The following is a 22,269-nucleotide window of genomic DNA, read 5'->3' on the forward strand; positions in this document are numbered from 1 at the left end:
CTGCCGGGGATTTTCATTTGACGTCCCCGGACTGGAATATTCGTTCAGCCACAGTTCGCCCGAGACCGGCAAGGGCCTCGAAATGGTTCCCGCGCGCCGATGACCGACGCCAGAAGAAGCCGATATCGCGAATCCCCTGCCAGTCTTGGATGGTCAGAAGTTTGACCCCATCCTCCTTGCCAAACTCGGAGCGGACATAGAGTTCGGGAAACAGGGACAGTCCCATTTCGATGGAAACCATCTGACGGATAGCGTCGAGACTCGATCCTTCATACTCTTCGGCGAGAACGGCACCGGACATGTCCGCTAAGCGCCGTACCTCGTCCATCAGTCGGTGCCCCGCTCCGAGCGTCAGCAGCTTCTCGCCCTTCAGTTCCTGTGAGGTAATGGTCTCGAATGCGGCCAGCCGATGGGCCTTGGGCACACCAAGCAGGATGCGCTCCCGGCATATCTGGAACGCCACCAGGCCTTCTTCGTTGGAAGGAAGCGGTCCAAGCCCACACTCCGTCTCGCCCTCCAAAACGGCCCGCTCCAACTGGCGGGGTCTGTCTTCCCGGATATAGACCTTCAGCTCCGGATAAGTCTGGTGGAGCGGCGGAAGAAGATAGGGCATGAAATAGGGCCCGAAGGACGGTGCGACACCCAACCGGATCGCCCCTCCCAAATTGGCCTTCGATCCCATGGCAAGCGCCCTGATCTCATCAAGCCCATTGAGAATGACCTTCGCCGCCGCAATGATCTCGGCGCCGACAGGCGTCGGCATTACCTGACCCGGCATACGATCGATCAGCGTCACGCCGAGCTGTTTCTCGAGCAGCGACACCTGCACCGAAAGCGTCGGCTGGGAGACGTTGCACCTCTTGGCCGCCTCGCCGAAATGCCCGGTCTCACCAAGCATGACAAGATATTCCAACTGCCGATGACTTGGACGAAATGGCATGAAGACCTCGATAGATGGAACCTATCGAAATCATACAATCAATGAATTGGAACAATCAACTGGGAATGCGCATATTGGCATGGCACGAAAGGAGATAGCCATGAAGCAACTGCTGAAAGCCCTGAGAGCCCGTCATTCGATCGTTGCCGCAAAGATCGATGAGGAACAGCGCCGTCCCCGCCCGGACGGAATCCGGGTCCGCGCCTTGAAGAAGATAAGGCTGCATTTGAAGGAGCAGATCACGTTGCTCGAACGGGGCGATGCCATGAAGGCAACCGCCGCCCGCCCCAAGGCATCGAATTTCGGCAGTCCCCTTCTCGCCGGACGCTGAGCACACCTGCGCGCCGTGATGGTGCAGGCGTGACCGGGGAGAGCGGCCGGCGGGGCACCCTGCGCCCCGCCGGCATTCGGGGGAACCACGACCTCAAACGCAAAAACCCGGCGTGATCCACGCCGGGTTTCGCATATCAGCCGTTCGGCGCGCTCAGTTCTTGGCGCGCTCGACGTAGGAATTGTCTTCGGTCGCGATGACGACACGGACGCCGGCATCGATATGCGGCGGCACCATGGTACGGATACCGTTGGACAGCATCGCGGGCTTGTAGGACGACGAAGCCGTCTGCCCCTTGACGACCGGCTCGGTCTCGACGATCTCGAGCGTCACGTGACGCGGCAGCTGGATGGCGAGCGCGACGCCTTCATGCATCGAAAGAATGCAGACCATGCCTTCCTGCAGATAGGCCTTCTGGTCACCCATGGTTTCGACGTCAACGACAACCTGGTCGTAGTTCTCAGGGTTCATGAAGTGGAAGCCTTCGCCGTCCTCGTAAAGGAACTGATGGTTCACGTCTTCAACGAAAGCGCGCTCTACCTGCTCGGTCGTGCGCCAGCGCTCAGAAACCTTCACGCCATCAACGATGCGGCGCATGTTGACCTGCGTTACTGGCGTGCCCTTGCCGGGGTGGAAGTTTTCGGCAGTGAGCACGACATAAAGCTTGCCGTCGACATCGATAACATTGCCCTTGCGGACGGAAGAGGCGATAACCTTGACCATTGGAATTCCTTGTATCTGCGTGAGACCCGTCGTAAAGGACGGCCGTCCCTGCTGACGTCTTCGAATTTCTCGGGCGGGACTAACCCAAATCCGGCAAAATAGCCAGCCCGTGTTGAGAGAAGGATCGAGAATCCGGAATGTCTGACCGCAGCCGTTCAGCCTCTGCGTGGTGGACATCGTCGGCACATGCTGATCGACGCCCATTCCTGATTGGGCGCAACCAGATCCAGTCGGCATTTCGCGCTTGCTTCGCCGAACAGGACTTCGTCGAGGTCGACACAGCGACCCTGCAGGTATCCCCCGGCAACGAGGCCCATCTGCATGCCTTTCAGACCGAAGCGATCGGTCATGATGGCTCTGCTGTGCCGCTCTACCTGCACACCTCGCCGGAATTCGCCTGCAAGAAACTGCTCGCCGCCGGCGAGACCCGTATCGTCTGCTTCGCGCATGTCTATCGAAACCGTGAGCGAGGACCGCTGCACCACCCGGAATTCACCATGCTGGAATGGTATCGGGTCGGCGAAAGCTATGAACAACTGATGCAAGACTGCGCCGAACTGATTGCCTTGGCCGCACGCACCGCCGGAACACGGCAATTCGCATTCGCCGGCAAGACCGTCGACCCCTTCGCCGAACCCGAACGCATCTCCGTTGCGGACGCCTTCGCACACCACGCCGGCATCGATCTGTTGGCCACGATCGGAACGGATGGCACGACGGATCGCGATGCCCTGGCCGGGCAACTCGCAGACGCTGGCATTCGCACGGCAGATGACGACACCTGGGCCGACCTGTTCAGCCGGGTCATAGTCGAGAAGGTGGAACCCAAGCTCGGCAACGGCCGCGTGACCATGCTGGATCGTTACCCGGTGGCCGAAGCAGCGCTTGCGCGCCCGTGCCCCGACGATCCCCGTGTCGCGGAACGCTTCGAGGTCTATGCCTGTGGCGTCGAACTCGCCAATGCCTTCGGCGAGCTGACGGATCCTGCCGAACAGCGCCGGCGCTTCGAAGCCGAAATGGTCGAGAAGAACCGCGTCTATGGAGAGACCTATCCCCTCGATGAGGACTTCCTCGAAGCCCTCGCAGACATGCCGGACGCATCGGGCATCGCGCTCGGCTTTGACCGTCTCGTGATGCTGGCGACAGGCGCGCTGAGGATTGACCAGGTGATCTGGGCGCCGGTGGCGGAGACGCATTTTGGCTGAGACGACCCTACGCTCCATCGCCGACCTCGTGGCACAAGGCCTCGTTAGCGAGGAGGAAACCACAAGGCTCGACGCCGTGGCCGAACGCTACGCGATCGCACTCACTCCCACGGTGCGCGCCCTCATCGACCCGACAGATCCGCACGATCCCATCGCCGCCCAGTATATTCCCTCATCTGCCGAGCTAATCGATCATCCGGCAGAGCGCCTCGATCCGATCGGCGACCATCCGCATTCCCCTGTCGAGGGTATCGTTCACCGTTATCCTGACCGGGTTCTCCTGAAGCTCGTGCATGTCTGTCCGGTCTATTGCCGCTTCTGCTTCCGCCGCGAAATGGTCGGTCCGCAGGGCGACGGCAATCTTGCGGGTGAGCGCCTGAAAAGCGCGCTCGACTATATCGCAGCAAATACGGGCATCTGGGAGGTCATCCTGACGGGCGGCGATCCACTGATCCTGTCTCCACGACGCCTGCGGGACGTGTCCGAGCGTCTGTCTGCCATGGATCATGTCAAGGTCCTGCGGATCCACACCCGCGTGCCCGCCGTCGATCCCGAGCGCATTACGGCCGTGATGGTCGAGGCGCTGACGCTGAGCGGCAAAAGCGTGATCCTTGCGCTGCACGCCAACCATCCCCGTGAACTGACGCCGGATGTGCGCGCAGCTTGTCGGCGGCTGATCGCCGGCGGCGTCCTGTTGGTCAGCCAGAGCGTGCTCCTCAAGGGCGTGAATGATGACGCCGACACGTTGACGGCGCTGATGCGCGGCTTTGTCGAGACCGGCGTGAAGCCTTACTATCTGCATCACCCCGACATGGCGCCGGGCACCGGCCACTTCCGCCTCTCGATCGCCGACGGTCAGGCCCTGATGCGGGAACTCCGCACGCGGATATCCGGCATCTGCATCCCGCACTATATCCTCGATCTGCCTGGCGGCCACGGCAAGGTGGCGCTTGGCGAAGACGCTGTCCGCGATCTCGGTGATGGACGGTACGCGATACGAGACCGCAAGGGCGAGGAACACGTCTACCCTTGAAGACCCGCGCCAGCCGGCCGACCATGCACGATCACTGGCACTGTTTCCGGCCTGTTAAACTTTCATGCACACCATGGCCCGATTTGTGGCAGAGCATTGACAGACGGGACAACAGCGGTGGTGGACATTTCGGCTTCGAGGGCGCGTGATCGAAAAACGCTGCCTCATTTTCTTTCGTCGCCAATCACTTGGCTCTGGCTAACGGTCGCCGCGGTTCTCGCCCTGCTGACACTCCCGCTCGCCGTGCCGATCGGCCCGATGTACTGGGACACCTATATCTATCTGGATGCCGCACAGCGCATCCGAATGGGCCAGATCCCGAGCCTCGACTTTTCCACGCCCGTGGGCGCTTTGGGCTACTACCTCTTCGCCTGGGGCCTGGATCTCCTCCCGCGAGCGCAACCGCTTCTTCTCGTGCAATGGTCACAGCTTGCGGTCACTGCACCGCTGATGACGCTGGTGCTCATCGACGCCGAAAAGAAAAGCCGCGCTGTGGCGTTCCTCCTGCTGATCCCCTTTCTCGTCTTTGCCGCCTTCCCGGCCAATGCCCAATTCTTCCATTCCTATCCGGGCCTTGACGGCTTTGGCATCTACAACCGGCAAACCTCGCTTCTCCTCTATGTCCTGACATCAGGCCTCGTTTTCATGCGCGGCGGCCCGCGCTTTGCGCTCTTCTGCGCCCTGGCCATGCTGGCCCTGTTTCTCACCAAGATCACAGGCTTCCTCGTCGGCGGCCTGATCGGCCTCGGCGCCGTGCTCGCCGGCCGCATTTCACTTGCCAATCTCGCACTCGCGGCAATCGCCTTTTTGCTTCCACTCGCGGTTATCGAACTCGGCACAGGGATGATCTCGGCCTACATCCGGGACATCCTCGACCTGATCGCGATGAATCAGGATGCCTTGCTTCCGCGTTTCCTGACCGTCGCCTCGGGCAAGCTCGACGTGCTGATGCCGGCAGGTCTGCTTCTGCTGGTGATGATCTGGGCGGATCTCAACTATGCATCCGAGCCAAGACGGTTCTTCGACCGCTCCTTCTGGTGGTTCGGGATTTCCCTGCTCGGCGGAACGATCCTCGAGACGCAGAACACGGGCAGCCAGGAATTCATCTTCATCTGGCCGGTTCTGCTGATGGCCTATGACCGACTGCCGCAAGTGGTCGACCGGACGAAGATAGCCTTTCTCGTGCTGGCCGCCTTCTGCACCGTCCCGACACTCAGCAAGGTCGCACACAAGACCCTGCGATCGGTCGCGGTCGCTCCAACCTATGTAACGCCGGATGTTCCTCTGCTGCGGAATATGCAGCAGGTCTCGACCCGCAAGGACGTGATGGAGCGAGCCGTGTTGCTGGAGAACCATTACGCCACCCAGGGCGCGGCATATATTGACCTCGCAAACCAGGGACAACTGCCGAGCTGGCAACTCTACAGCGAGCTCGACTATCAAACCTACTGGATCATTTCCGCCGACATCCTGGTCAAAGCGCTGCTGCAGTTCGAGACCGATAACCAGATCCGCCTGCAAAGTCTGATGACCCTTGATTTCGTCAATCCATTTCCCTGGATCCTCGACCGCGACGCGACCCGCAAGATCCAGATCGGGGCAGACCCTTTCCGAACCGTAAGACAGGTTTCATCCGAAGCACTGAAAGCGGTTCAAGCGACCGACGGCGTACTTCGCCCGAAATGCCCTGTCACGACCGGGCGGCGGATGCTTGAGGAACGTTATGCGCAAGCGCTCGCCGGACGCCAGGTGGTCGCACTCGACCCTTGCTGGGATCTCCTGCTGCGTCCGGGCATCTTAAAGGCCCAATAAAAAGGCCGGGCAAGAGGCCCGGCCGGCAGGCGTTCATGGTCGAGGCTTTCATTTCACCTGAGCGGTGACGAAATCCTTCACGATCCTGATGATGCCGCGTGACATCACCTCATCCAGCGCCGCGATGAACTGGTCGACATGTTCGCGTTCGCAGATCAGCGGCGGCTCAAGCCGGATGACATTGCGGTTGTACTCGGTGAAGGCGACGAGCACGCCGTGATCACGCAGCAGATGGCTGCCGATGAAGCCGGGCAACGAGCCCTTGAGCTTGTCGTCGAGCATCGCGATGACCGGACGGAGCACCAGCGGCATGGTCTGCGAGAAGTCGTGGAATTCGAGACCGACCATCATGCCCTGACCACGAACTTCCTTGATCAGGCTCGGATAGCGAGTCTGCAGGGTCCGGAGCTGATCAAGCAGGTAGTCGCCGACCTCTGCCGTGCGGTCGATCAGACCCTCGTCATAGAGGACGTTGAGCGCCTCGATCGAGGTAATGCAGGCCTCGCCGATGCCGCCGAAGGTCGCCATGGCATGGATCATCGCCGTCTTCGGCGTGCCATAGGCTTTCATGTAGACCTCGCGTCGGGCAATCATCGCCGCCATCGCCGTCTTGCCGCCGCCAAGCGACTTGGCAAGGGCCGTGACATCAGGCACGACGCCATAGTGTTCGAACGCATAGAACTTGCCGGTACGGCCGAGACCGCACTGGACTTCGTCGGCAACCCAGAGCACGCCATACTGGTCGCAGAGCTGGCGTAGCTTCTGCCAGAAAGCCGCATCCGCCTGGATGATGCCGCCGCCGCCCTGGACGGTTTCGAGCACGATGACACCGATCTCCGGATCGCTGCGGAAGGCGTTCTCGATGGCTTCGATATCGCCGAACGGCACGCGAACGGTGTTGTCGACGAGCTTGAACTGACCACGATAGAGCGAGCCGTCGGTGATCGAGAGCACGCCCTTTGTCTTGCCGTGGAAAGAGTTCTCGGCATAGACGACCTTCGGCTTCTGCGGGCCAGCGGCACGTTCAGCCACCTTGATTGCAGCCTCCATGGCTTCCGATCCGGACGAGCCGAGAAAGACCATGTCGAGATCACCCGGCGAGCAGGCTGCCAGATTATGGGCGAGCGCCGTCGCATATTGCGACATGAAGGCGATCGCGATCTCGTGGCGCTTCTCGTCCTGGAAGGTCTTGCGCGCCTCAATGATGCGCGGGTGGTTATGGCCGAAGGCCAAGGAGCCGAAGCCGCCGAAGAAGTCGAGGATCTTCCGGCCGTTCTGATCGTAGTAATACATGCCCTCGGCACGCTCGACCTTGATCTTGTGGAAGCCGAGCAACTTCATGAAATGCAGCTGGCCGGGATTGAGGTGCTGCGTGAAGAGGTCGGTCATCTGCGGAAGGTCAAGCGCCTTGGCCTGGTCGACCGACAGAAGCTTCGGCTTTTCGGTCTTGACGCGCGGCGCCTTTGCCGCATCGAGGGTCGGCTGTTCGTTCAGTCTGACTGCAGTATTCATCACTGTCTCCTCACGCAGCCTTCGATGCTGCGGCCTGGGGTTCAAGACGGCCTTCGACCGATTTCCGGTATTCGCTATAGGCTGCGATCAGCATGTCCTCGTCGCGATACTGCGGCACCCAGCCGAGTTCGCGTTCGCCCTTGGACACGTCGAGAATGCACATCTCGTCGGCGATCAGATATTGCTCCGGGTCCATCAGCGGCATGTTGAGAAGGTCGAGGAAATCGAGCGTGCGCTTGACCGCCCAGGCGGGCGTCGGCACCAGGATCGACTTCGAGCCGGCATGTTTGACCAGATCGCCAAGCAGCTTCTTTACCGGTGGCGGATTGAGAGAGCCGAGATTGTAGACCTCGTTCGGCACGCCAGCCTTGTAGGCGGCGTGCGCCGCCGATGCGCAATCGAACACCGAGATGAACTGATAGGGGTTCTTGCCCGAGCCGATCATCGGCACCGGCAGATTGTTGTCGATCAACTTGAAGAGCTTGGCGAGAATGCCGAGACGCCCCGGACCGATGATCAGACGCGGGCGAAACAGGCTGACATTCATGCCGCGCTTGCGCCAGTCGGCCGCCAGTTCCTCGGTCTTCAGCTTGGAAAGCCCGTACTCGCCGAGCGGCTTGCACGGATGGTCCTCCGTCTGCGGCCAGCTATAGGTATGGCCATAGACCATGTCGGTGGTGAAATGCACCAGCGACTTCGCGCCGGCCGCATCCATCGCCTTGATGATGTTTTCAGTGCCGTAGTAATTGACCGGGAAGAAGAAGTCGTGCCGCTTGGCGCGCACCTGGATCGGCGACAGCATCTTGGCGGACAAGTTGTAGACCATGTCGTCGGCGCCGATGCCGAGCTTCCGGATCGAATCCGGATCCGTGACATCCGTCGGGACGAAGCGTGCATCGCGATAATGCGGCAGGTCGCTCTTCACGATGTCGGCGACCACGACCTCGTGCCCGTCGGCGAGCAGTCTGGGTGCCAGATAGCGACCAACGAAGCCGTCTCCACCGAAGATGATGTGTTTCATGTTCTAAACCCCGTTTTCTTCTTGGTTTTTTGTCGTGTCAGATTGGTTTGAAGCTCAGGTCTCGACCGCCTTCGCGATCGAGCTGTCTTCCGCAGTTTTCGTGCTGCTGCTGCCGCTTTGGGCAATCAGGACGGTGCCGATGCAGATGAAGGCGATGCCGGCAATCTTCAGTGTGCCGATCTCCTCCTTGAAGAGCAGCCAGGCGCAGAGCGCGACAGCGACATAGGCAAGGCTGAGGAAGGGATAGGCGAAGGAAAGATCGACCTTCGAGAGCACGTAGAGATGCGAGGCCATCGACACCACGAACATGGCAAGACCGAAGAAGACCCAGGGATTGAACAGGATCTGGAAGATCCGTTGGATCATAGTATCGGCCGAGAAGCTGATCGGTCCAAGCGTGATCATGCCGTATTTCAGCATCAGCTGGGCGGCTGCATTGGTCATCACCGTGAACAGGATGAAGGGGATGTATTTCATGATGTCCTCTCGTAGGATGGTCTGGCCGGTCTCGTCATGAGCGCGGTGAATTCAGTGCGGCGCGTTGCCAGAAGTTTGATGAGAACCCCGGATCGCGCCACGTCTCGAGTTCGGACCAGTTGGGAAAGCCGGCCTTGAAGGTGGCCGGGCTCATCCGCTGGTCCTTGTAGGGATTGACCCGCCCTCCGGCATTGATCGTGAGGCGGTCGAGTGTCTCAAGAAGCGCAAGCGTCCGCGCTCCGCGGTTGGGAAAGTCCATGGTCAGCGTGTAGCCCGGTCGCGGGAAAGACAGGAGACCGAGAGAACTGATATCGCCGAAACGCTTCAACACTGTCAGGAAGGAGGCGTGACCAGCATCCCGGCTCGCCTGGAGCAACAGCGGGATCGTCTGCCGTGCGGCTTCGAACGGAATGACGCTCTGATGCTGGAAAAGGCCACGCGGACCATAGAGCCTGTTCCAGTGACCGATACCGTCGAGGGGATAGAAGAAGCTGCCGTAGCTCGCCCGGTGCATGCCGTGTTTCCGGCTCTTCGCGGCGAAATAGGCTGCGTTGAAAGCCGAAAGGCTGAGGCGGTTGAGGGCCGAGAATGGAAGATCGAAGGGGACGGACAAACGGCTGGCCCGCGTCGCGACCTCCCGATTGCCATTGTCGGAATGATTGCCGGTGATCAGCACGCCGCGCCCGGCGGAACGACCAGCAGCCAACTGGTCGACCCAGGCCACCGCATATTCGTTGATCCGGTCGGCCTCTTCGGCCCGATCGAAGTAGTCGTCAAGATTGGCAAAGGCGACGACCTCTTCGTCAACATCCAGCGAAGACACACGCATCAGCTTGAGCCGTACGCGGGTGATGATCCCGGTCAGTCCCATGCCGCCGATCGTCGCGGCAAACAGACGTGGATTGCTCATTGCCGAACAATGATGGCTTTCGCCGTCGGAACGGAGAAGCTCGAAACTCTCCACATGGCAGCCAAACGTGCCGCGCAGATGGTGGTTCTTGCCGTGGACATCGTTGGCGATGGCCCCGCCGAGCGTCACATGGCGCGTCCCCGGCGTCACCGGCAGGAAGAAGCCATGCGCTGCGATCAGGGCTATGACATCCTCGAGCGTGACGCCGGATGCAGCGTCTAGGTGACCGCTTTCTGGGTCAAGCGACATATCTGCCAAGGGCGCACGCATCGGCACCAGCGCGCCGCCGTCATTGTGACAGCTGTCCCCATAGGACCGACCATTGCCGAACGGGAGAAGCGTCAAACCAGCGCCATCCGCTGAGCCCCGCAATCTCGCGAGGGCGTCTGCCACCGGCAACGCCATGCGCTGGCGCCGATCGACTCTTCCGAAGCTATCAAAAGCCCCCAGCATCACACCATCCCGGCTGCGATGAGGAGCACCGCGCCAATTGCGATGAAAATCTGACTACGCCAGTCCAAGGCAATGAACACGACGGGATCGTCGTTCATTTCCCGGCGATGGGCGAGCACCCAGACGCGCATGTTGATGTAGAGCACGATCGGCACCAGCGGCCAGATCAGCCACGGCTCGGAATAGAGGTTACCGACGACGTCGCTGTTGATGTAGAGCGCGAGAACAAGCGCGGCCGTGAAGCCGGACGAGACGCCGCTCTGGCCCACAATGCCGATGTCTTCTGGCCTGTAACCGCGGCCAGCGATCCGTGACTGCTCCGGGGCTCCAGAATTCTGCAGTTCGACATAGCGCTTCAGGAACGCGAGCGAGAGGAAGAAGAACAACGCAAAGGCCATCAGCCAGAAGGACATTGGGATGTTCGCCGCCAGCTTGCCGCCGAGGAGTCGCAGCGCATAGAGCCCTGCGAGGCAGATGACGTCGAGCAAAAGCATCCGCTTGATGGCCAGCGAGTAGGCCGTAGTGCTAACGATATAAACAGCGATAATCGCGGCGAACATCGGCGGCTGGAAGAAGCAGATCGCCGCAGCAATCGCCAGGAGTGCAGCAGAGCACGAAAGGCCGAAGGGGATCGACAGGGCACCACTGGCAAAGGGTCGATGCCGTTTGCGCGGGTGCACGCGATCGAGCGGCAGATCGATGATATCGTTGATGATGTAGATCGCCGAGGCCGACGCCGAAAAGGCGAAAAAGGCCAGCGTCGCCGAAAACATCGTTTCGGCAATCAGGAAATCATGGGCCAGCACCGCCGGAGCGAACACCAGAAGGTTCTTCAGCCACTGATGCACCCGCAACATCTTGAGATATGTCTTGAAACTGGTGCGGGGCGCGTCGAAATGCATGGTGTCATGCGCCTGCTGGAAGCGCGAGGCCGCCCGGTCGGGCGCAACGACGACGGCGTTGCGGGCACGGTCGAAGATCGCAAGGTCAGCGCGATCATTGCCCGCATAGTCGAACCCGTATTCCCCGTATTCGTTGACCAGCGCCGAGGCTTTCGCCGCGCTGGCGAGATTGATCCCGTCGCGGGTGGCAAACACCTTCGAGAAAATCCTGAGATGCGCGGCAACAGCCTGCGCCAGCGGCTCTGCAGCAGCAGTCGCCAGGACGATCGTGCGGCCTGAAGCACGTTCCGCCCTGAGATAGTCGAGGAAGTCCTGACGATAGGGCAGCCGCGATACGTCGAGCGTTACGCGTCGGGCAAGTTCGAGTTTGAGGCGCGCCTTGCCGGCCAGCGCCCAGATCGGAAGCAGAAAGACGATGAGCGGGTTGGTCTTGAGGGCGAGAAAGATCGTCTCCCACAGAAGATCCGTCGCAATTAGCGTCCCGTCCAGATCGACCGCAAGCGGCAGATCCCGGCTTTCTTGTAATCTGGCGTCCATTCTCGCTGCACTCCCAGAACGCAATACCAATCAAAGGTGCATCGCAGCAGGCCCAATCCGGCATGCAAACAACTGAAACAAGGGAAGCACTGCGCCGTGCTTCTGATCACTTGATGCGCCCTCACCTTCGCAAGGCTGGTGTCGCCCATGACATTGAACATCTTACACGGCGGAGAGTGACGCCTGCCTTCAACAGGCATAGCCCCCTCACGAACCTGTGAAACGCTAGGTGTCCAGGCATGAATTCGGAGTTAATGGGGTACTGAAGTGGGCGGGTTTAAAGGAATGTTCACGCCCCTAACTGAGAATAAGGTTTAAGAATTGCATCTCGAAAAAGTATCGTGTCTCGCATAGGTGGCGATTTGTCCTTGCATCTGGTCTTCGTCACGTCGCTCGTTGCACAATCCAATCCTTCAACAGGTTATGAACTTGCCAATGCAGCCCTGCTGGAAGGCTTGGCACGGGCAGGCGTGCGCACCACGGTCATCGGCTGCGCCTGGCCAGGACAGACCGTCGCTCCGGATGCAGAGCCCGCTCTGGGCGAGGTGGAAGTGCGAACCGAAAAGGCTGGCCCCTGGCTTAAGATCAAATGGCTACTCATGTCCCTTGCGACGGGACTACCGATGTCGAGCGCCAAGCTGCGTGTGATACGAAAAGAGGCTGTGCGAAGCGCAATCACGGCCGCTGGCCCGTTCGACGGCTATGTCTTGAACGGCGTCGCCCTCGCGGGAGCCTTTCCGGATCTCTTCACCGGCAAGCCATCGATCTTCGTCGCTCACAATGTCGAGCATCGCTCGTCGGCCGAGAACGCCCGCAACGCAGGTTCGTTGATGAAGCGCATTCTGTTCGCCCGTGATGCGCGATTGCTGAAGACACTCGAGCACAGGCTCAGGGACCGGTCGACCGGCGTCGTGACCTTTGCAGCCGAAGACGCGGTCGATCTCGGCGTTCCGCCGGACCGCTCCGTATTCCTCCCCTTGAGCACTGCGAGACCGACGCAGCTCCCGGAGACAAGAAATCTGGCGCACGATCTTGCCCTCTTGGGTACCTGGACATGGCATCCCAATCGGATCGGGCTGGAATGGTTCTTGAACGATGTAAAGCCGAAGCTGCTCGATGATGTGCGCATCCGTGTCGCTGGCAGCACGCCCGCCGATCTTGCCTCTGCCTGGCCCGATGTCGATTTCGTCGGAAGGGTGGATCGCGCGACGGACTTCGTCGCAGCAAGCGCCGTGATCCCGCTGATCAGTCGGGCCGGCACGGGCGTCCAGTTGAAGACGATTGAAACCTTCTCGCTCGGCCTGCCAAGCGTGGCGACGACAAGCTCGGTCCGCGGCATTGCAGCGATCCCGGACAATTGCACCATTGCTGACGATCCCGAAAGTTTCGCTGCAGCGCTCAACCACAAGATCCTTCGGGCGCGGGCGGGCGACCTTCAGCGGCTCGATGGCCGGGTCTTTGCCGAAGCACAGGCACAGCTGATGGATGCCGGCATCAGACAGATGCTGAACATGCTGACCGGGGCGACATCAGGCGCAAAGGAAGCTCTGTCATGAGGACAGCCATTGTTACCGCGAGCTATCACGCGGATTTCGAACGTTTCCGTTTGCTCTGCGAGACGCTGGACACGCATGTCACGGAATACACCAAACATTATGTGCTCGTCGAAGACCGCGATGTTCCGCTGTTCCGGCAACTGCAATCGCCGCGCAGGGTAATCATCGGAGAGAAGGACCTCTTGCCATCTTGGCTGAAAGTCTTTCCCGATCCGCTGACCATGGGCCGACGCCGCATCTGGCTATCCTTGAAGACCAAGCCGCTTCGCGGTTGGCATGTGCAGCAGTTTCGCCGCATAGCGATCGCCGACATCGTCGAGGACGATGCGTTTCTCTATCTGGATTCCGATGTCGCTTTCCTTCGGCCCTATGATTGCAGCCAGCTCTGGCGCGACGATGCGCTGCGCCTGCTGGTCAGGCCTGGTGCCTTGACGGGAGACTCCATGGGCGAACATCGCCGCTGGTCCGCGAATGCCGGCACGTTGTTGGGTCTGCCCGAAACGCAGCACTCCACGAACGACTATGTCGGCACGATGATCGCCTGGAAACGAAGCAGCATCAGAGAGATGTGTGCGCGGATCGAGAGCGTCACGGGCGAGCACTGGATCGCGGCGATGGGCAAGCAACGCTGTTTCTCGGAATGCATGATGTATGGCCGCTTCGTGGATGATGTCGAGCACGGCGCGGGGCACTTCCACGACCAGACAGAGCTTTGCAAGGTCTTCTGGCTGGCTCCGCCGCCCACGGAAGACGAATTCCGTGCCTTCGTGGCGGACATGGCACCTGAACAGGTGGCGCTCGGCATGCAGTCTTTCCTGGGTCTTGAACCCGCAGAAATCCGACGTATCCTCGGCCTATGACTACGACTGGTCAGGTTCGCCGCGAGAACCGTCAAACCCGCTTGGCCGGCAGCCTCAGGCTCGAATAGGTGAAGATCGCCGAGATCACATAGAGACCGGCAAAGACACCATTCAAAGCGATGATCCAGTCCTGCCCCTCATGTGCGAAACTGTTGAGCAGCAGCGCGATCAGCCCTGCCTTGCTCAGTGTCAAAAGGGCAAGGCATAGCGTACGCAGCCAGCTTTGCCCACGCGCATACATCAGCTCCCCCTGGTACTCCGCGAGATTGCGAAACCCGGGTACAAGCAGAACGAGCGGCAGCAGTTCGGCGACCGGCGCCACGTTGCGGCCGAGTGCATTCGGATAGAGATGCAGGAGGAAGGCAAGCGTCGCGAGCCCGGCAACGGAGACGATCATCAATCCCGCTTCGATGAGCACCCTGATTTTCAGCGACCTCAACATGTCAGGGCTCTGCATCAGCTTCTGCACCAGGATCGTATTGAAGGAGCGGATCGGCAGCGCAGTCAGGTCAACGACCCGCATGATGATCGCATAGAGACCGGCAACGGCCGGCCCACCGATCCCGAGTACCATCAGCTTGTCGAGCTCCGACTGCAGGTAGAACAGCAGTTCCGCACCCGCGACGGCGAGCGAATCCTGTACGCGCCGAAGATAGAGCCGCATATCGAAACGCAGGCGAACGCGGGGGTAGAAGTAGAGGGCAACGACCAGCGATGCGGCATTCGCACCAATGTACCACCATGCCCAATGGTCGAGGTCCTGGACTGAGGCCTGGCTCCAGAAGAGGCCGGCCGCGGCCGCGCGTGTTGCAGTTCCAAGGATCACAAGGACGGCAGCGAGCCCGAAACGCTTGAGCCCATTGTTGACGATGATGACGATCTCGGCCGACCGCCAGAGCAAAATCTCGGCGATCATCACCAGGGAAAAGGTGAGCAGACCGACATCGTCGGAAAAGAACAGAAAATAGATCAGCAGCGCCGCGATGATGACGAGCGGCAGCGAGAGAAGAGAAGCGAGCAGATAGCCAACTGTGTAGACGCCGAGAAGTCGCGGCTTGACGACAGCAATGCGATAGAGTGGTGAACTGAAACCGAGCGCCAGAAGCCGGGAGAGGACGAGCCCGGCGCCAGACGCCGTGGCGAAGATCCCGTAGTCCGCAAGGGGCAGTGTGTTTGCCAGCACAACAAAGTAGGCGAGAGACACGACCAGTCGCCCGGCAGATCCCGATATCACCGAGACATAGGCGTGCAGGAGCTGCCGGTTTGATGAAAGGTGCCGAAGGATCGCGTTCACGTGGTGTCCAGAGTTGCTGAAGGCGCAGGTCACATTTCGGACGGCGGCGACACCTGCAGAAGCTACGTCCCAACGGTTAATTTTCCGATCTTTTAACCATTTGTTTTTGATAAAAAATTAAATTTGCGCCACGCGAACCATTTCCCGAAGCAAGGGCTGACATGTATCTGCGCGATGATCGCACCAGTCACGGAGGCAAAGAGCCCGGCGCCGCAGGTGCGGAGCGCCTATCCGGACACTCCGCAGACACCCGTGTCGGGCGACCTTCCCTGCGGGACATGCTGGAACGCCACGACGACTACCTCGATTTTCTGCGCGCCCGCGTCTCCATGCTTGAGGGCCAGGTCAACAGCATGGAGGTCGGGGAATCCAGACCTTCCGCTCCGTCTGCTGTCCCGAAACAGCAGCCCTCGCCCGAAATCTCCACGGACAATCGTCAGGATGAAAACCGCGACGGCACCGCCGTTCCGCGGGATCAGACGGAATGGAAGCCTCTGATCGATCCCTTCATCGTCGTCGACATTCTCAAGCGGTCCCATCGCATCCTGATTGCCTCGACGGTGATCGGTGGCCTCTTTGGGTCCGCCTATGCACTGACCCTACCGAAAATGTGGGTGGCAAGCAGTGACATCCTCGTAGACCCCCGACAGATCCGAACCGTCGGCGACCAGTTGACCACCGACCAACTGCCGACAGATGCGTCGCTCGCCGTGGTCGAAAGCCAGGCGCGCATCGTCAAGTCGAACAGTGTCTTGCTGAAAGTCATCGAGCAGGCCGACCTCAAGCAGGACCCGGAATTCAACGGGACCCTGAAGCCCTCCGGCCTGAGCACCTTCTGGTCGAGTGGATCCCAGAGTGACGCTCAGAGCATCGAGTCACGCGTTCTGAACCACCTTCACGAAGTCATCGACGTGAGCCGGGATCAGAAGACATTCATCTTTTCGATCTCCGCAGAAACGCGGGATCCGGAGAAGTCCGCGCGTCTGGCCAACATCGTCAGCGGCGTCTTTCAGCGTGAATTGGCCTCAATGCAATCCGACGCTGTCCGCCGCACATCGGACGAACTGTCGAGCCGCCTTACCGACCTGCGCATGAAGCTCGAAGAGGCGGAAAAGGCCGCCGAAAGCTTCCGCAACTCGAATGACCTCGTGAATGTCGATGGCAGACCGATCGTGGACAACGATCTGAAACTGCTGAATGAAAGACTGAGTTCGCTGCGCGTCGAAACTGCGGGCCTGCGCGCCAAGATTACCAGTATCGCAAAGATGGCGGCCTCCAGCGGCGGTGAACTGGCGCTCCCCGAAGACGTGAGTTCCGACACGATCGCAGTCCTGCGCACGCGTTATGCCGATCTGCGCAAGGAACTCGAATCGATCGCGGCCCGCTATGGACCGCAACACCCGAGATATATCGAAGCACAATCGCAGGCCAGCGGGATGCTCAACCAGATCCGCGAAGAACTCGGCCGCATCCGCAGCGCCCTGCAGGTAGAGCTGGATCGCTCCCTCCAACAGGAAGTGGCACTTACCAGCCGCCTACGGGAACTCAAGGACACTCAGGCGTCGAACAATGACAGCCTCGTCACCTTGCGCGAACTCGAGCGCGAGGCGGCGGCACGCCGTTCGGTCTACGAATCCTTCCTGCTCAGAACCCGCGAAACCGGGGAACAGGAAGCCATTACACTCGCCAATATTCAGGTCCTGTCGGAGGCGCGCCCACCGCTTGATCCGGTCGGCCCCTCTCGCAAGGTCATTGCACTCGGCGGCCTGATCGCTGGATTTGGCTTCGGCGTTCTGCTCGCCCTTGGCCTCAATCTGACTCATTTGAGGAAACGCCGCGAAGGCGCACAGGCCTGAACGAAAGACAGCTCAGGCAAGTATTCGCGGGATGGGCACTCTCGCCACGAGCCTGAGGCCGATCACCCCGAAGAAGCAGAGCATCCAGACCGGGTCCATGCGACGGAAGAAGAAGCTCTCCATCATCGCATTCAGCGTTGTGAAGAAGACGATCATCATGAAGAAGTCCGCGAGCAACCTGTTCTCCCGGACCGGCCTGCAGCGCATGTAGTCGACCAGCGGAAGCAGGATCAGGACCGCCAGCGCGATGATTAGGGCAGGTATCCCCATGGAGATCGCGATATCGAGATAGCCGTTATGGGCATGCACGATGCCGCGCACATCCCAGTCGAGATAATAGGGATTGGCGGCATAGCGGACCAGATCCGTACTCCAGAAACTCTCATAGCCGAAGCCCGTGAGCGGGCGATCGGCCAGTGCATCGAGCCCGAACTTCCAGATCGAGACACGGCCGGTAAATGTCGGGTCAATGCCGAGCCACAGAACGAACTGGTGGATCGGTTCGATGAGGACGGACCCGAAGGTCAGGAGAGCGAAGGCAAGCTGGCAGCAGAACACCGCGATCGGTGTCAGCACGCGAAGCCCAACCGCACTCGGAACAAGAACCAGGAGCGCCGCAACGGGCACCAATCCGAGTGTGGTCTTGGAGCCGGTCTGACTGACGAAAATGAGTGCCGACAGACCGATCAAGACGCCGACCCAGCGGTCGCCGCGCCGCCAGAGATAGATGGCAGCAAAGGCGAATGCCGCCATGACCGGCCCGGCGATATTTTTGTGCGTGAAGACCCCGCGCCAGAGATAGGAATTCTGAGGCTCCAGCGCGTCGAAGCCATGGGTTGCCAGAGAGGGGGCCAAGGGTAGCCCGGCATAGCAGATGAAGATCAGCATGCCTGCGACCACGCTCAACATGCGGGCATAGCCATCTCCATCCTGCGGCAGTGCTAGGACGGTCACGATCGTCATCATCACGATCAGGGTCAAAATGATACCGCGCAAGGTCGCACTAGGATCTGGAGCGGTGAACCCCGAGAACACAAGAAATCCGATCATCAGCAACCAGGCCGGACCGATCAGGGACGGCAGCCTGCGCAGATCGGCCAGCGTCAGCAGTGAGCAGAGCGCGATGAGACCAAGCAGGCCAAAGCCCAGCTGATTAATTAGATTGCCGCCTTCTTCCACACCCTCATGAACCGGCGAGAAGGGCTGAAACGAGATCAGCATGACCGCAAACAGCAGGATGCTGACAACAACGGCCGCCCGGCGCAGCGTCTGCGCGGGATAAGCAGGCCTCACCCCCGCGACGTCGCGGTCAGCGCCCGTCCGTATGTCGATACTGTTCATCGGCATATCCGAAATGTGCGAGCGTCCTGCCGAGGCCGACATGGACATAGTAGAGGCTGTTTTGCAGCGATCCGAGGCGACGAGCGGCCATGATCGCCTTCCACGGCGAGAGGGTCAGCAGTGCAACGCTCTTCAGGAAGACCCGAACGGCCCCCAAGGGCTCGCTGGCGCGCCGTCCTTTTTCGACCAGGCTGGAGATGACACCATCGCGAATGCCGCGCGCACGTAGCCAGGATCGCTCAAGACGGTTTGCAGGCACGGTCTCGAGGACCGGCGCCTCGTGACACCAGGCGGTTTTGAAACCCTTGCGCACAGACTGATCAATGAAGTTCGCATCCCCGCCACCGGTGAAGTTGAACCTCGGGTCGAGAAACGGATAGGTATTCGCCTCAAGCAGAACGCGGGAGACCAGGAGATTGCCGGAGGAATAGAGGAGCGGCACAAGCCCAGTCGTCTGATAAGGCGGCGTGAACACCGGATGTAGAGGCACATCGCCGGTTTCAGTCGTCGGGAAGACCGGCACTTGCGGGCCACCGACCAGATCGGCACCAAACATTTCCTTAATGCGGCTCATGGCCTCGATCCAGTCCGGATCGGCAATCTCGTCATCATCGATAACAAGCAGATGGGACATGTTGGGGAAGTGCTGAAGTGCCGTCAGCCAGGCGGCATTATAGGCATTACAATTTCCCCTGAGCGTCTCGACTATCAGGATGCCGTTGATCTGCCCCGTTTCGAACAGGGGCCGGGCCGCCACCACACCCTCGCGGTGATCACTGTCATTGTCGACCAGCACGATGGCATAACGACGGTTTGTCTTTTGGGCCGTAAGACTTTCAAGCGTCTTGAGAAGGTGCACAGGGCGCCGAAACGTCGGCACCGTGACCACGACTGTGACGGCGTCATGCGCCAGATCAGGCGTCTGCGTGACCAGCTCAATGTGATCCGGTAAGGCCAATCGGGAGCTCTTTCGAATGTGCGGAACTTCGTCGAGCAAATACCAAAACTGTTGATACCAGCTTAACCCCTCAGCCGTTTCGGACGGCTGGCCGTCTCAGGGACGCTCAAGGCCTGGACAGCCTTCCGACGCACCGAGGAAATCGTTGAGCACGGGCGCAAGACCACTGAGCTGGGGCCGGTCTCCACTCTTGGTCGGCTGGATGTTGAGTTCTTCGGTCTCTGGCCACCAGTCACCTGCCGCCCAATAGGTCCAGCCGATCCACGATGTCTTGTCCTCGTCGAGCAGCTTCACCACCTCCGTCAGCACGGTCGTACATTCTGGCGTTCCCGGAACACCGAACTCGCCGAGGAAGCCTCTCTGACCGGTTTCCTTCAACCAGTCTCCAACCTCGCGGATGGCATCAACCGCATCGGCAGCACGGCTGCAATTGTTCAAGGTCCCGGAAAAATCGTCATCGAAATACTGGTGAATCTCGAAGGCATAATTGTTCGCCGGGTCCTTGATGCTCAAAAGCACCTCTGCATTCGCCCCGCCATACCAGTCGCCGAACCAACTATGCGCGCCAGTCCAGGACGTGCCCGGAACGAGGATAAGGTTGTCTGCACCAACCTCACGAATGCCCGCGATTGCTTCGTTGGCGACATCACGCCAATCTGTCGATGAGATGTCGAAGGGCTCGTTCATCAGGCCGAAGACCACATGTCGGTCTCCTTCAAACTCCTTCGCCAGCCGCTGCCAGAAATCGACAAAGGCCGACACGGGAACCTCTTCGGTCCCGATCAGCTTCTCGAAATAGCGTGCATAGTTATGCGGATCGAGGATGACCGTATGATTGAAGGATCCGATCGTCGCGACGGTTTCCTTGAGACGGCTGAGCTCCGCAGGATCGAAGTCGCTGTTCAGCTTCGGCTGCAGGCGCTCCCAAAGGAACGGGAGCCGCACCGTATTGAAGCCCTTCCCCGCGAAATAGGCAATCGTCTCCAACGAAGGATAGATATAGCCTTCGCCGAACACGCCCTGCAGATTGCCGAATTCGGCACCGGCCAGGTTTATGCCACGAAAGCACGCGCCACTCGACGCGGCAGTTGAACCAGATGGCGTGGCCATGGTCAGCGCAGCGGAAATCAGGCCAAGCGTCAAATTCCGTTTCATGGTTCTCAACCCACCTTGTCCTGTATTCGCCAGAGGTTTTAGCGGGAGACTGGCCCGATGTCATTCTGGTTCTACCGGCAGTATTCATGCGTGGGGGTCCAGACCGCGTCGCAAATCACACTTTGTCGAGCGACGCCGCAAGACATCCCCATGCAGGCATGCACAAATCGCTGGCAACCGATGAGAACAGCGCTGCAGATTTCACCTTGATCACGAGACGAACGGCGAAGATGCGCCCTGGAAAGACGCAATGGGAACGGGGTTTTACATTTCCTGCCCTAATCTCTGGCCATCGCAAAGGAGCGGAAACCGCAGGCGCGCGTGCCGACTTCCTTTGAAAGACGATGAGGATCAGCAACACCGCACGCTTCCGATCGTGTCGGACATGCGATAGAGACACGGCGCCTGCGCCATGCCGAGGAGATGAGAGAACAGATGACGAGCTATGTTTTGACCGTATCCTGCCAGTCGACCCGCGGCATCGTGGCGGCGATTTCCGGCTATCTCGCCGAGCAGGGCTGCAACATCGTCGACAGCTCGCAGTTCGACGACCTGCATACAGGCCAGTTCTTCATGCGCATTTCCTTCATCTCGGAGGAAGGTGCCAACGAAGCCAAGCTCGAGAAGGGCTTCATTCCCGTCGCCGAGAAGTTCGGCATGAACTGGAACCTGCATGATGCCGCCAAGCGCATGAAGGTCCTCCTGATGGTATCGCGTTTCGGGCACTGCCTGAACGACCTGCTTTATCGCTGGAAGATCGGTGCGCTGCCGATCGAGATCGTCGGCGTCGTGTCAAACCACTTCGACTACCAGAAGGTCGTCGTGAACCATGACATTCCCTTCCACCACATCAAGGTGACCAAGGAAAACAAGCCGGAAGCCGAAGCCAGGATCATGGATCTGGTCGAGCAGACTGGCACCGAACTCATCGTGCTTGCCCGCTACATGCAGGTCCTCTCCGACGACATGTGTACGAAGATGTCAGGCAAGATCATCAACATCCACCACTCCTTCCTGCCGAGCTTCAAGGGTGCGAACCCTTACAAGCAGGCTTTCGAACGCGGCGTGAAGCTGATCGGTGCCACGGCCCATTACGTCACCGCTGATCTCGACGAAGGTCCGATCATCGAGCAGGACGTTGCCCGCATCACCCATGCCCAGTCGGCAGATGATTACGTCTCGATCGGCCGCGACGTTGAAAGCCAGGTGCTGGCACGCGCGATCCACGCCCATATCCATCACCGCACCTTCATCAATGGCAACCGTACGGTGGTCTTCCCGGCAAGCCCGGGCTCCTATGCCTCCGAGCGCATGGGCTGAGTATGGTAAGGGCGTCGGAAACGGCGCCCTTTGTCGTTTGCCCACACGGTTCTGCGGGATAGACGCGACACTA

19 protein-coding genes are annotated in these 22,269 nt (G+C 59.9%); 8 read left to right on the forward strand and 11 right to left on the reverse strand.

Annotated elements, in window-relative coordinates; all coding sequences use genetic code 11:
- Positions 1-13: 13 nt before the first annotated feature.
- Positions 14-940 carry a hydrogen peroxide-inducible genes activator gene (locus tag D4A92_RS03420; protein ID WP_203018107.1) on the reverse strand — a complete coding sequence of 309 codons (927 nt, stop codon included), beginning with the start codon at positions 938-940 and terminating at the stop codon, positions 14-16.
- 100 nt (positions 941-1,040) lie between these two features.
- Here D4A92_RS03420 and D4A92_RS03425 point away from each other — a divergent pair, with 100 nt between their 5' ends.
- Positions 1,041-1,271, forward strand: coding sequence for a YdcH family protein (locus D4A92_RS03425; protein ID WP_210346542.1), 231 nt, complete (start codon positions 1,041-1,043; stop codon positions 1,269-1,271).
- A 153-nt stretch (positions 1,272-1,424) separates the two neighbouring features.
- Here D4A92_RS03425 and efp read toward each other — a convergent pair whose 3' ends face one another.
- The gene (gene efp, locus D4A92_RS03430) at positions 1,425-1,994 is read right to left on the reverse strand and encodes an elongation factor P (RefSeq protein WP_203018111.1); all 570 of its coding nucleotides are present in this window, start codon (positions 1,992-1,994) and stop codon (positions 1,425-1,427) included.
- Between the two features lie 137 nt (positions 1,995-2,131).
- Here efp and epmA point away from each other — a divergent pair, with 137 nt between their 5' ends.
- The 3 genes from epmA to D4A92_RS03445 all read left to right on the forward strand — a co-directional run bounded on the left by epmA (position 2,132) and on the right by D4A92_RS03445 (position 6,044).
- The gene (epmA, locus tag D4A92_RS03435) at positions 2,132-3,199 is read left to right on the forward strand and encodes an EF-P lysine aminoacylase EpmA (protein ID WP_203018113.1); all 1,068 of its coding nucleotides are present in this window, start codon (positions 2,132-2,134) and stop codon (positions 3,197-3,199) included.
- Positions 3,189-4,232 carry a lysine-2,3-aminomutase-like protein gene (locus D4A92_RS03440; RefSeq protein ID WP_425959386.1) on the forward strand — a complete coding sequence of 348 codons (1,044 nt, stop codon included), beginning with the start codon at positions 3,189-3,191 and terminating at the stop codon, positions 4,230-4,232. Before epmA ends, D4A92_RS03440 begins: the two co-directional genes overlap by 11 nt.
- A gap of 117 nt (positions 4,233-4,349) precedes the next feature.
- On the forward strand, positions 4,350-6,044 hold the full coding sequence (locus D4A92_RS03445) for a hypothetical protein (RefSeq protein WP_203018115.1): 1,695 nt from the start codon (positions 4,350-4,352) through the stop codon (positions 6,042-6,044).
- Positions 6,045-6,092: 48 nt separating this feature from the next.
- On the opposite strand, the gene D4A92_RS03450 is transcribed toward D4A92_RS03445, so the two are convergent.
- Genes D4A92_RS03450 through D4A92_RS03470 form a run of 5 tightly spaced genes read right to left on the reverse strand, consistent with a single transcriptional unit; the run spans position 6,093 to position 11,856 of the window.
- Positions 6,093-7,556: an aspartate aminotransferase family protein gene (locus D4A92_RS03450; protein WP_246754023.1), complete on the reverse strand. Its 1,464-nt coding sequence runs from the start codon at positions 7,554-7,556 to the stop codon at positions 6,093-6,095.
- A gap of 10 nt (positions 7,557-7,566) precedes the next feature.
- Entirely contained in the window at positions 7,567-8,577 is a 1,011-nt protein-coding gene (locus D4A92_RS03455; protein WP_203018116.1) for an NAD-dependent epimerase/dehydratase family protein, read from the reverse strand.
- Between the two features lie 54 nt (positions 8,578-8,631).
- Positions 8,632-9,054, reverse strand: a complete 423-nt coding sequence (locus D4A92_RS03460; protein WP_203018117.1) for an EamA family transporter — start codon at positions 9,052-9,054, stop codon at positions 8,632-8,634.
- Between the two features lie 34 nt (positions 9,055-9,088).
- Positions 9,089-10,417, reverse strand: a complete 1,329-nt coding sequence (locus tag D4A92_RS03465; RefSeq protein WP_203018118.1) for an FAD-binding oxidoreductase — start codon at positions 10,415-10,417, stop codon at positions 9,089-9,091.
- The gene (locus D4A92_RS03470) at positions 10,417-11,856 is read right to left on the reverse strand and encodes a UbiA family prenyltransferase (protein WP_203018119.1); all 1,440 of its coding nucleotides are present in this window, start codon (positions 11,854-11,856) and stop codon (positions 10,417-10,419) included. Before D4A92_RS03470 ends, D4A92_RS03465 begins: the two co-directional genes overlap by 1 nt.
- 362 nt (positions 11,857-12,218) lie before the next feature.
- Between D4A92_RS03470 and D4A92_RS03475 the strand changes: the two genes are divergently transcribed.
- Together D4A92_RS03475 and D4A92_RS03480 are read left to right on the forward strand one after the other, a co-directional pair.
- Positions 12,219-13,412, forward strand: coding sequence for a glycosyltransferase (locus D4A92_RS03475; RefSeq protein ID WP_203018120.1), 1,194 nt, complete (start codon positions 12,219-12,221; stop codon positions 13,410-13,412).
- Positions 13,409-14,272 (forward strand): DUF6492 family protein, encoded by an 864-nt coding sequence (locus D4A92_RS03480; RefSeq protein ID WP_203018122.1) that lies wholly within the window; start codon positions 13,409-13,411, stop codon positions 14,270-14,272. Before D4A92_RS03475 ends, D4A92_RS03480 begins: the two co-directional genes overlap by 4 nt.
- Positions 14,273-14,303: 31 nt before the next feature.
- Here D4A92_RS03480 and D4A92_RS03485 read toward each other — a convergent pair whose 3' ends face one another.
- Entirely contained in the window at positions 14,304-15,566 is a 1,263-nt protein-coding gene (locus D4A92_RS03485) for a lipopolysaccharide biosynthesis protein (protein WP_203018124.1), read from the reverse strand.
- Positions 15,567-15,727: 161 nt separating this feature from the next.
- Here D4A92_RS03485 and D4A92_RS03490 point away from each other — a divergent pair, with 161 nt between their 5' ends.
- The gene (locus tag D4A92_RS03490) at positions 15,728-17,422 is read left to right on the forward strand and encodes a GumC family protein (RefSeq protein ID WP_203018126.1); all 1,695 of its coding nucleotides are present in this window, start codon (positions 15,728-15,730) and stop codon (positions 17,420-17,422) included.
- Between the two features lie 12 nt (positions 17,423-17,434).
- Here the strand turns inward: D4A92_RS03490 and D4A92_RS03495 are convergent, their stop codons facing one another.
- From D4A92_RS03495 to D4A92_RS03505, 3 genes are all read right to left on the reverse strand, one after another.
- Positions 17,435-18,763: an O-antigen ligase family protein gene (locus D4A92_RS03495; RefSeq protein WP_425959374.1), complete on the reverse strand. Its 1,329-nt coding sequence runs from the start codon at positions 18,761-18,763 to the stop codon at positions 17,435-17,437.
- Positions 18,732-19,721 (reverse strand): glycosyltransferase family 2 protein, encoded by a 990-nt coding sequence (locus D4A92_RS03500; RefSeq protein WP_203018128.1) that lies wholly within the window; start codon positions 19,719-19,721, stop codon positions 18,732-18,734. Before D4A92_RS03500 ends, D4A92_RS03495 begins: the two co-directional genes overlap by 32 nt.
- A 96-nt stretch (positions 19,722-19,817) precedes the next feature.
- Positions 19,818-20,876 (reverse strand): glycoside hydrolase family 5 protein, encoded by a 1,059-nt coding sequence (locus tag D4A92_RS03505; protein ID WP_203018130.1) that lies wholly within the window; start codon positions 20,874-20,876, stop codon positions 19,818-19,820.
- A gap of 435 nt (positions 20,877-21,311) precedes the next feature.
- On the opposite strand from D4A92_RS03505, the gene purU reads away from it, so the two are divergent.
- Positions 21,312-22,196, forward strand: a complete 885-nt coding sequence (purU, locus tag D4A92_RS03510) for a formyltetrahydrofolate deformylase (RefSeq protein WP_203018132.1) — start codon at positions 21,312-21,314, stop codon at positions 22,194-22,196.
- Positions 22,197-22,269: the final 73 nt, after the last annotated feature.

The organism is Rhizobium rosettiformans, from assembly GCF_016806065.1.
Lineage (GTDB): Bacteria > Pseudomonadota > Alphaproteobacteria > Rhizobiales > Rhizobiaceae > Allorhizobium.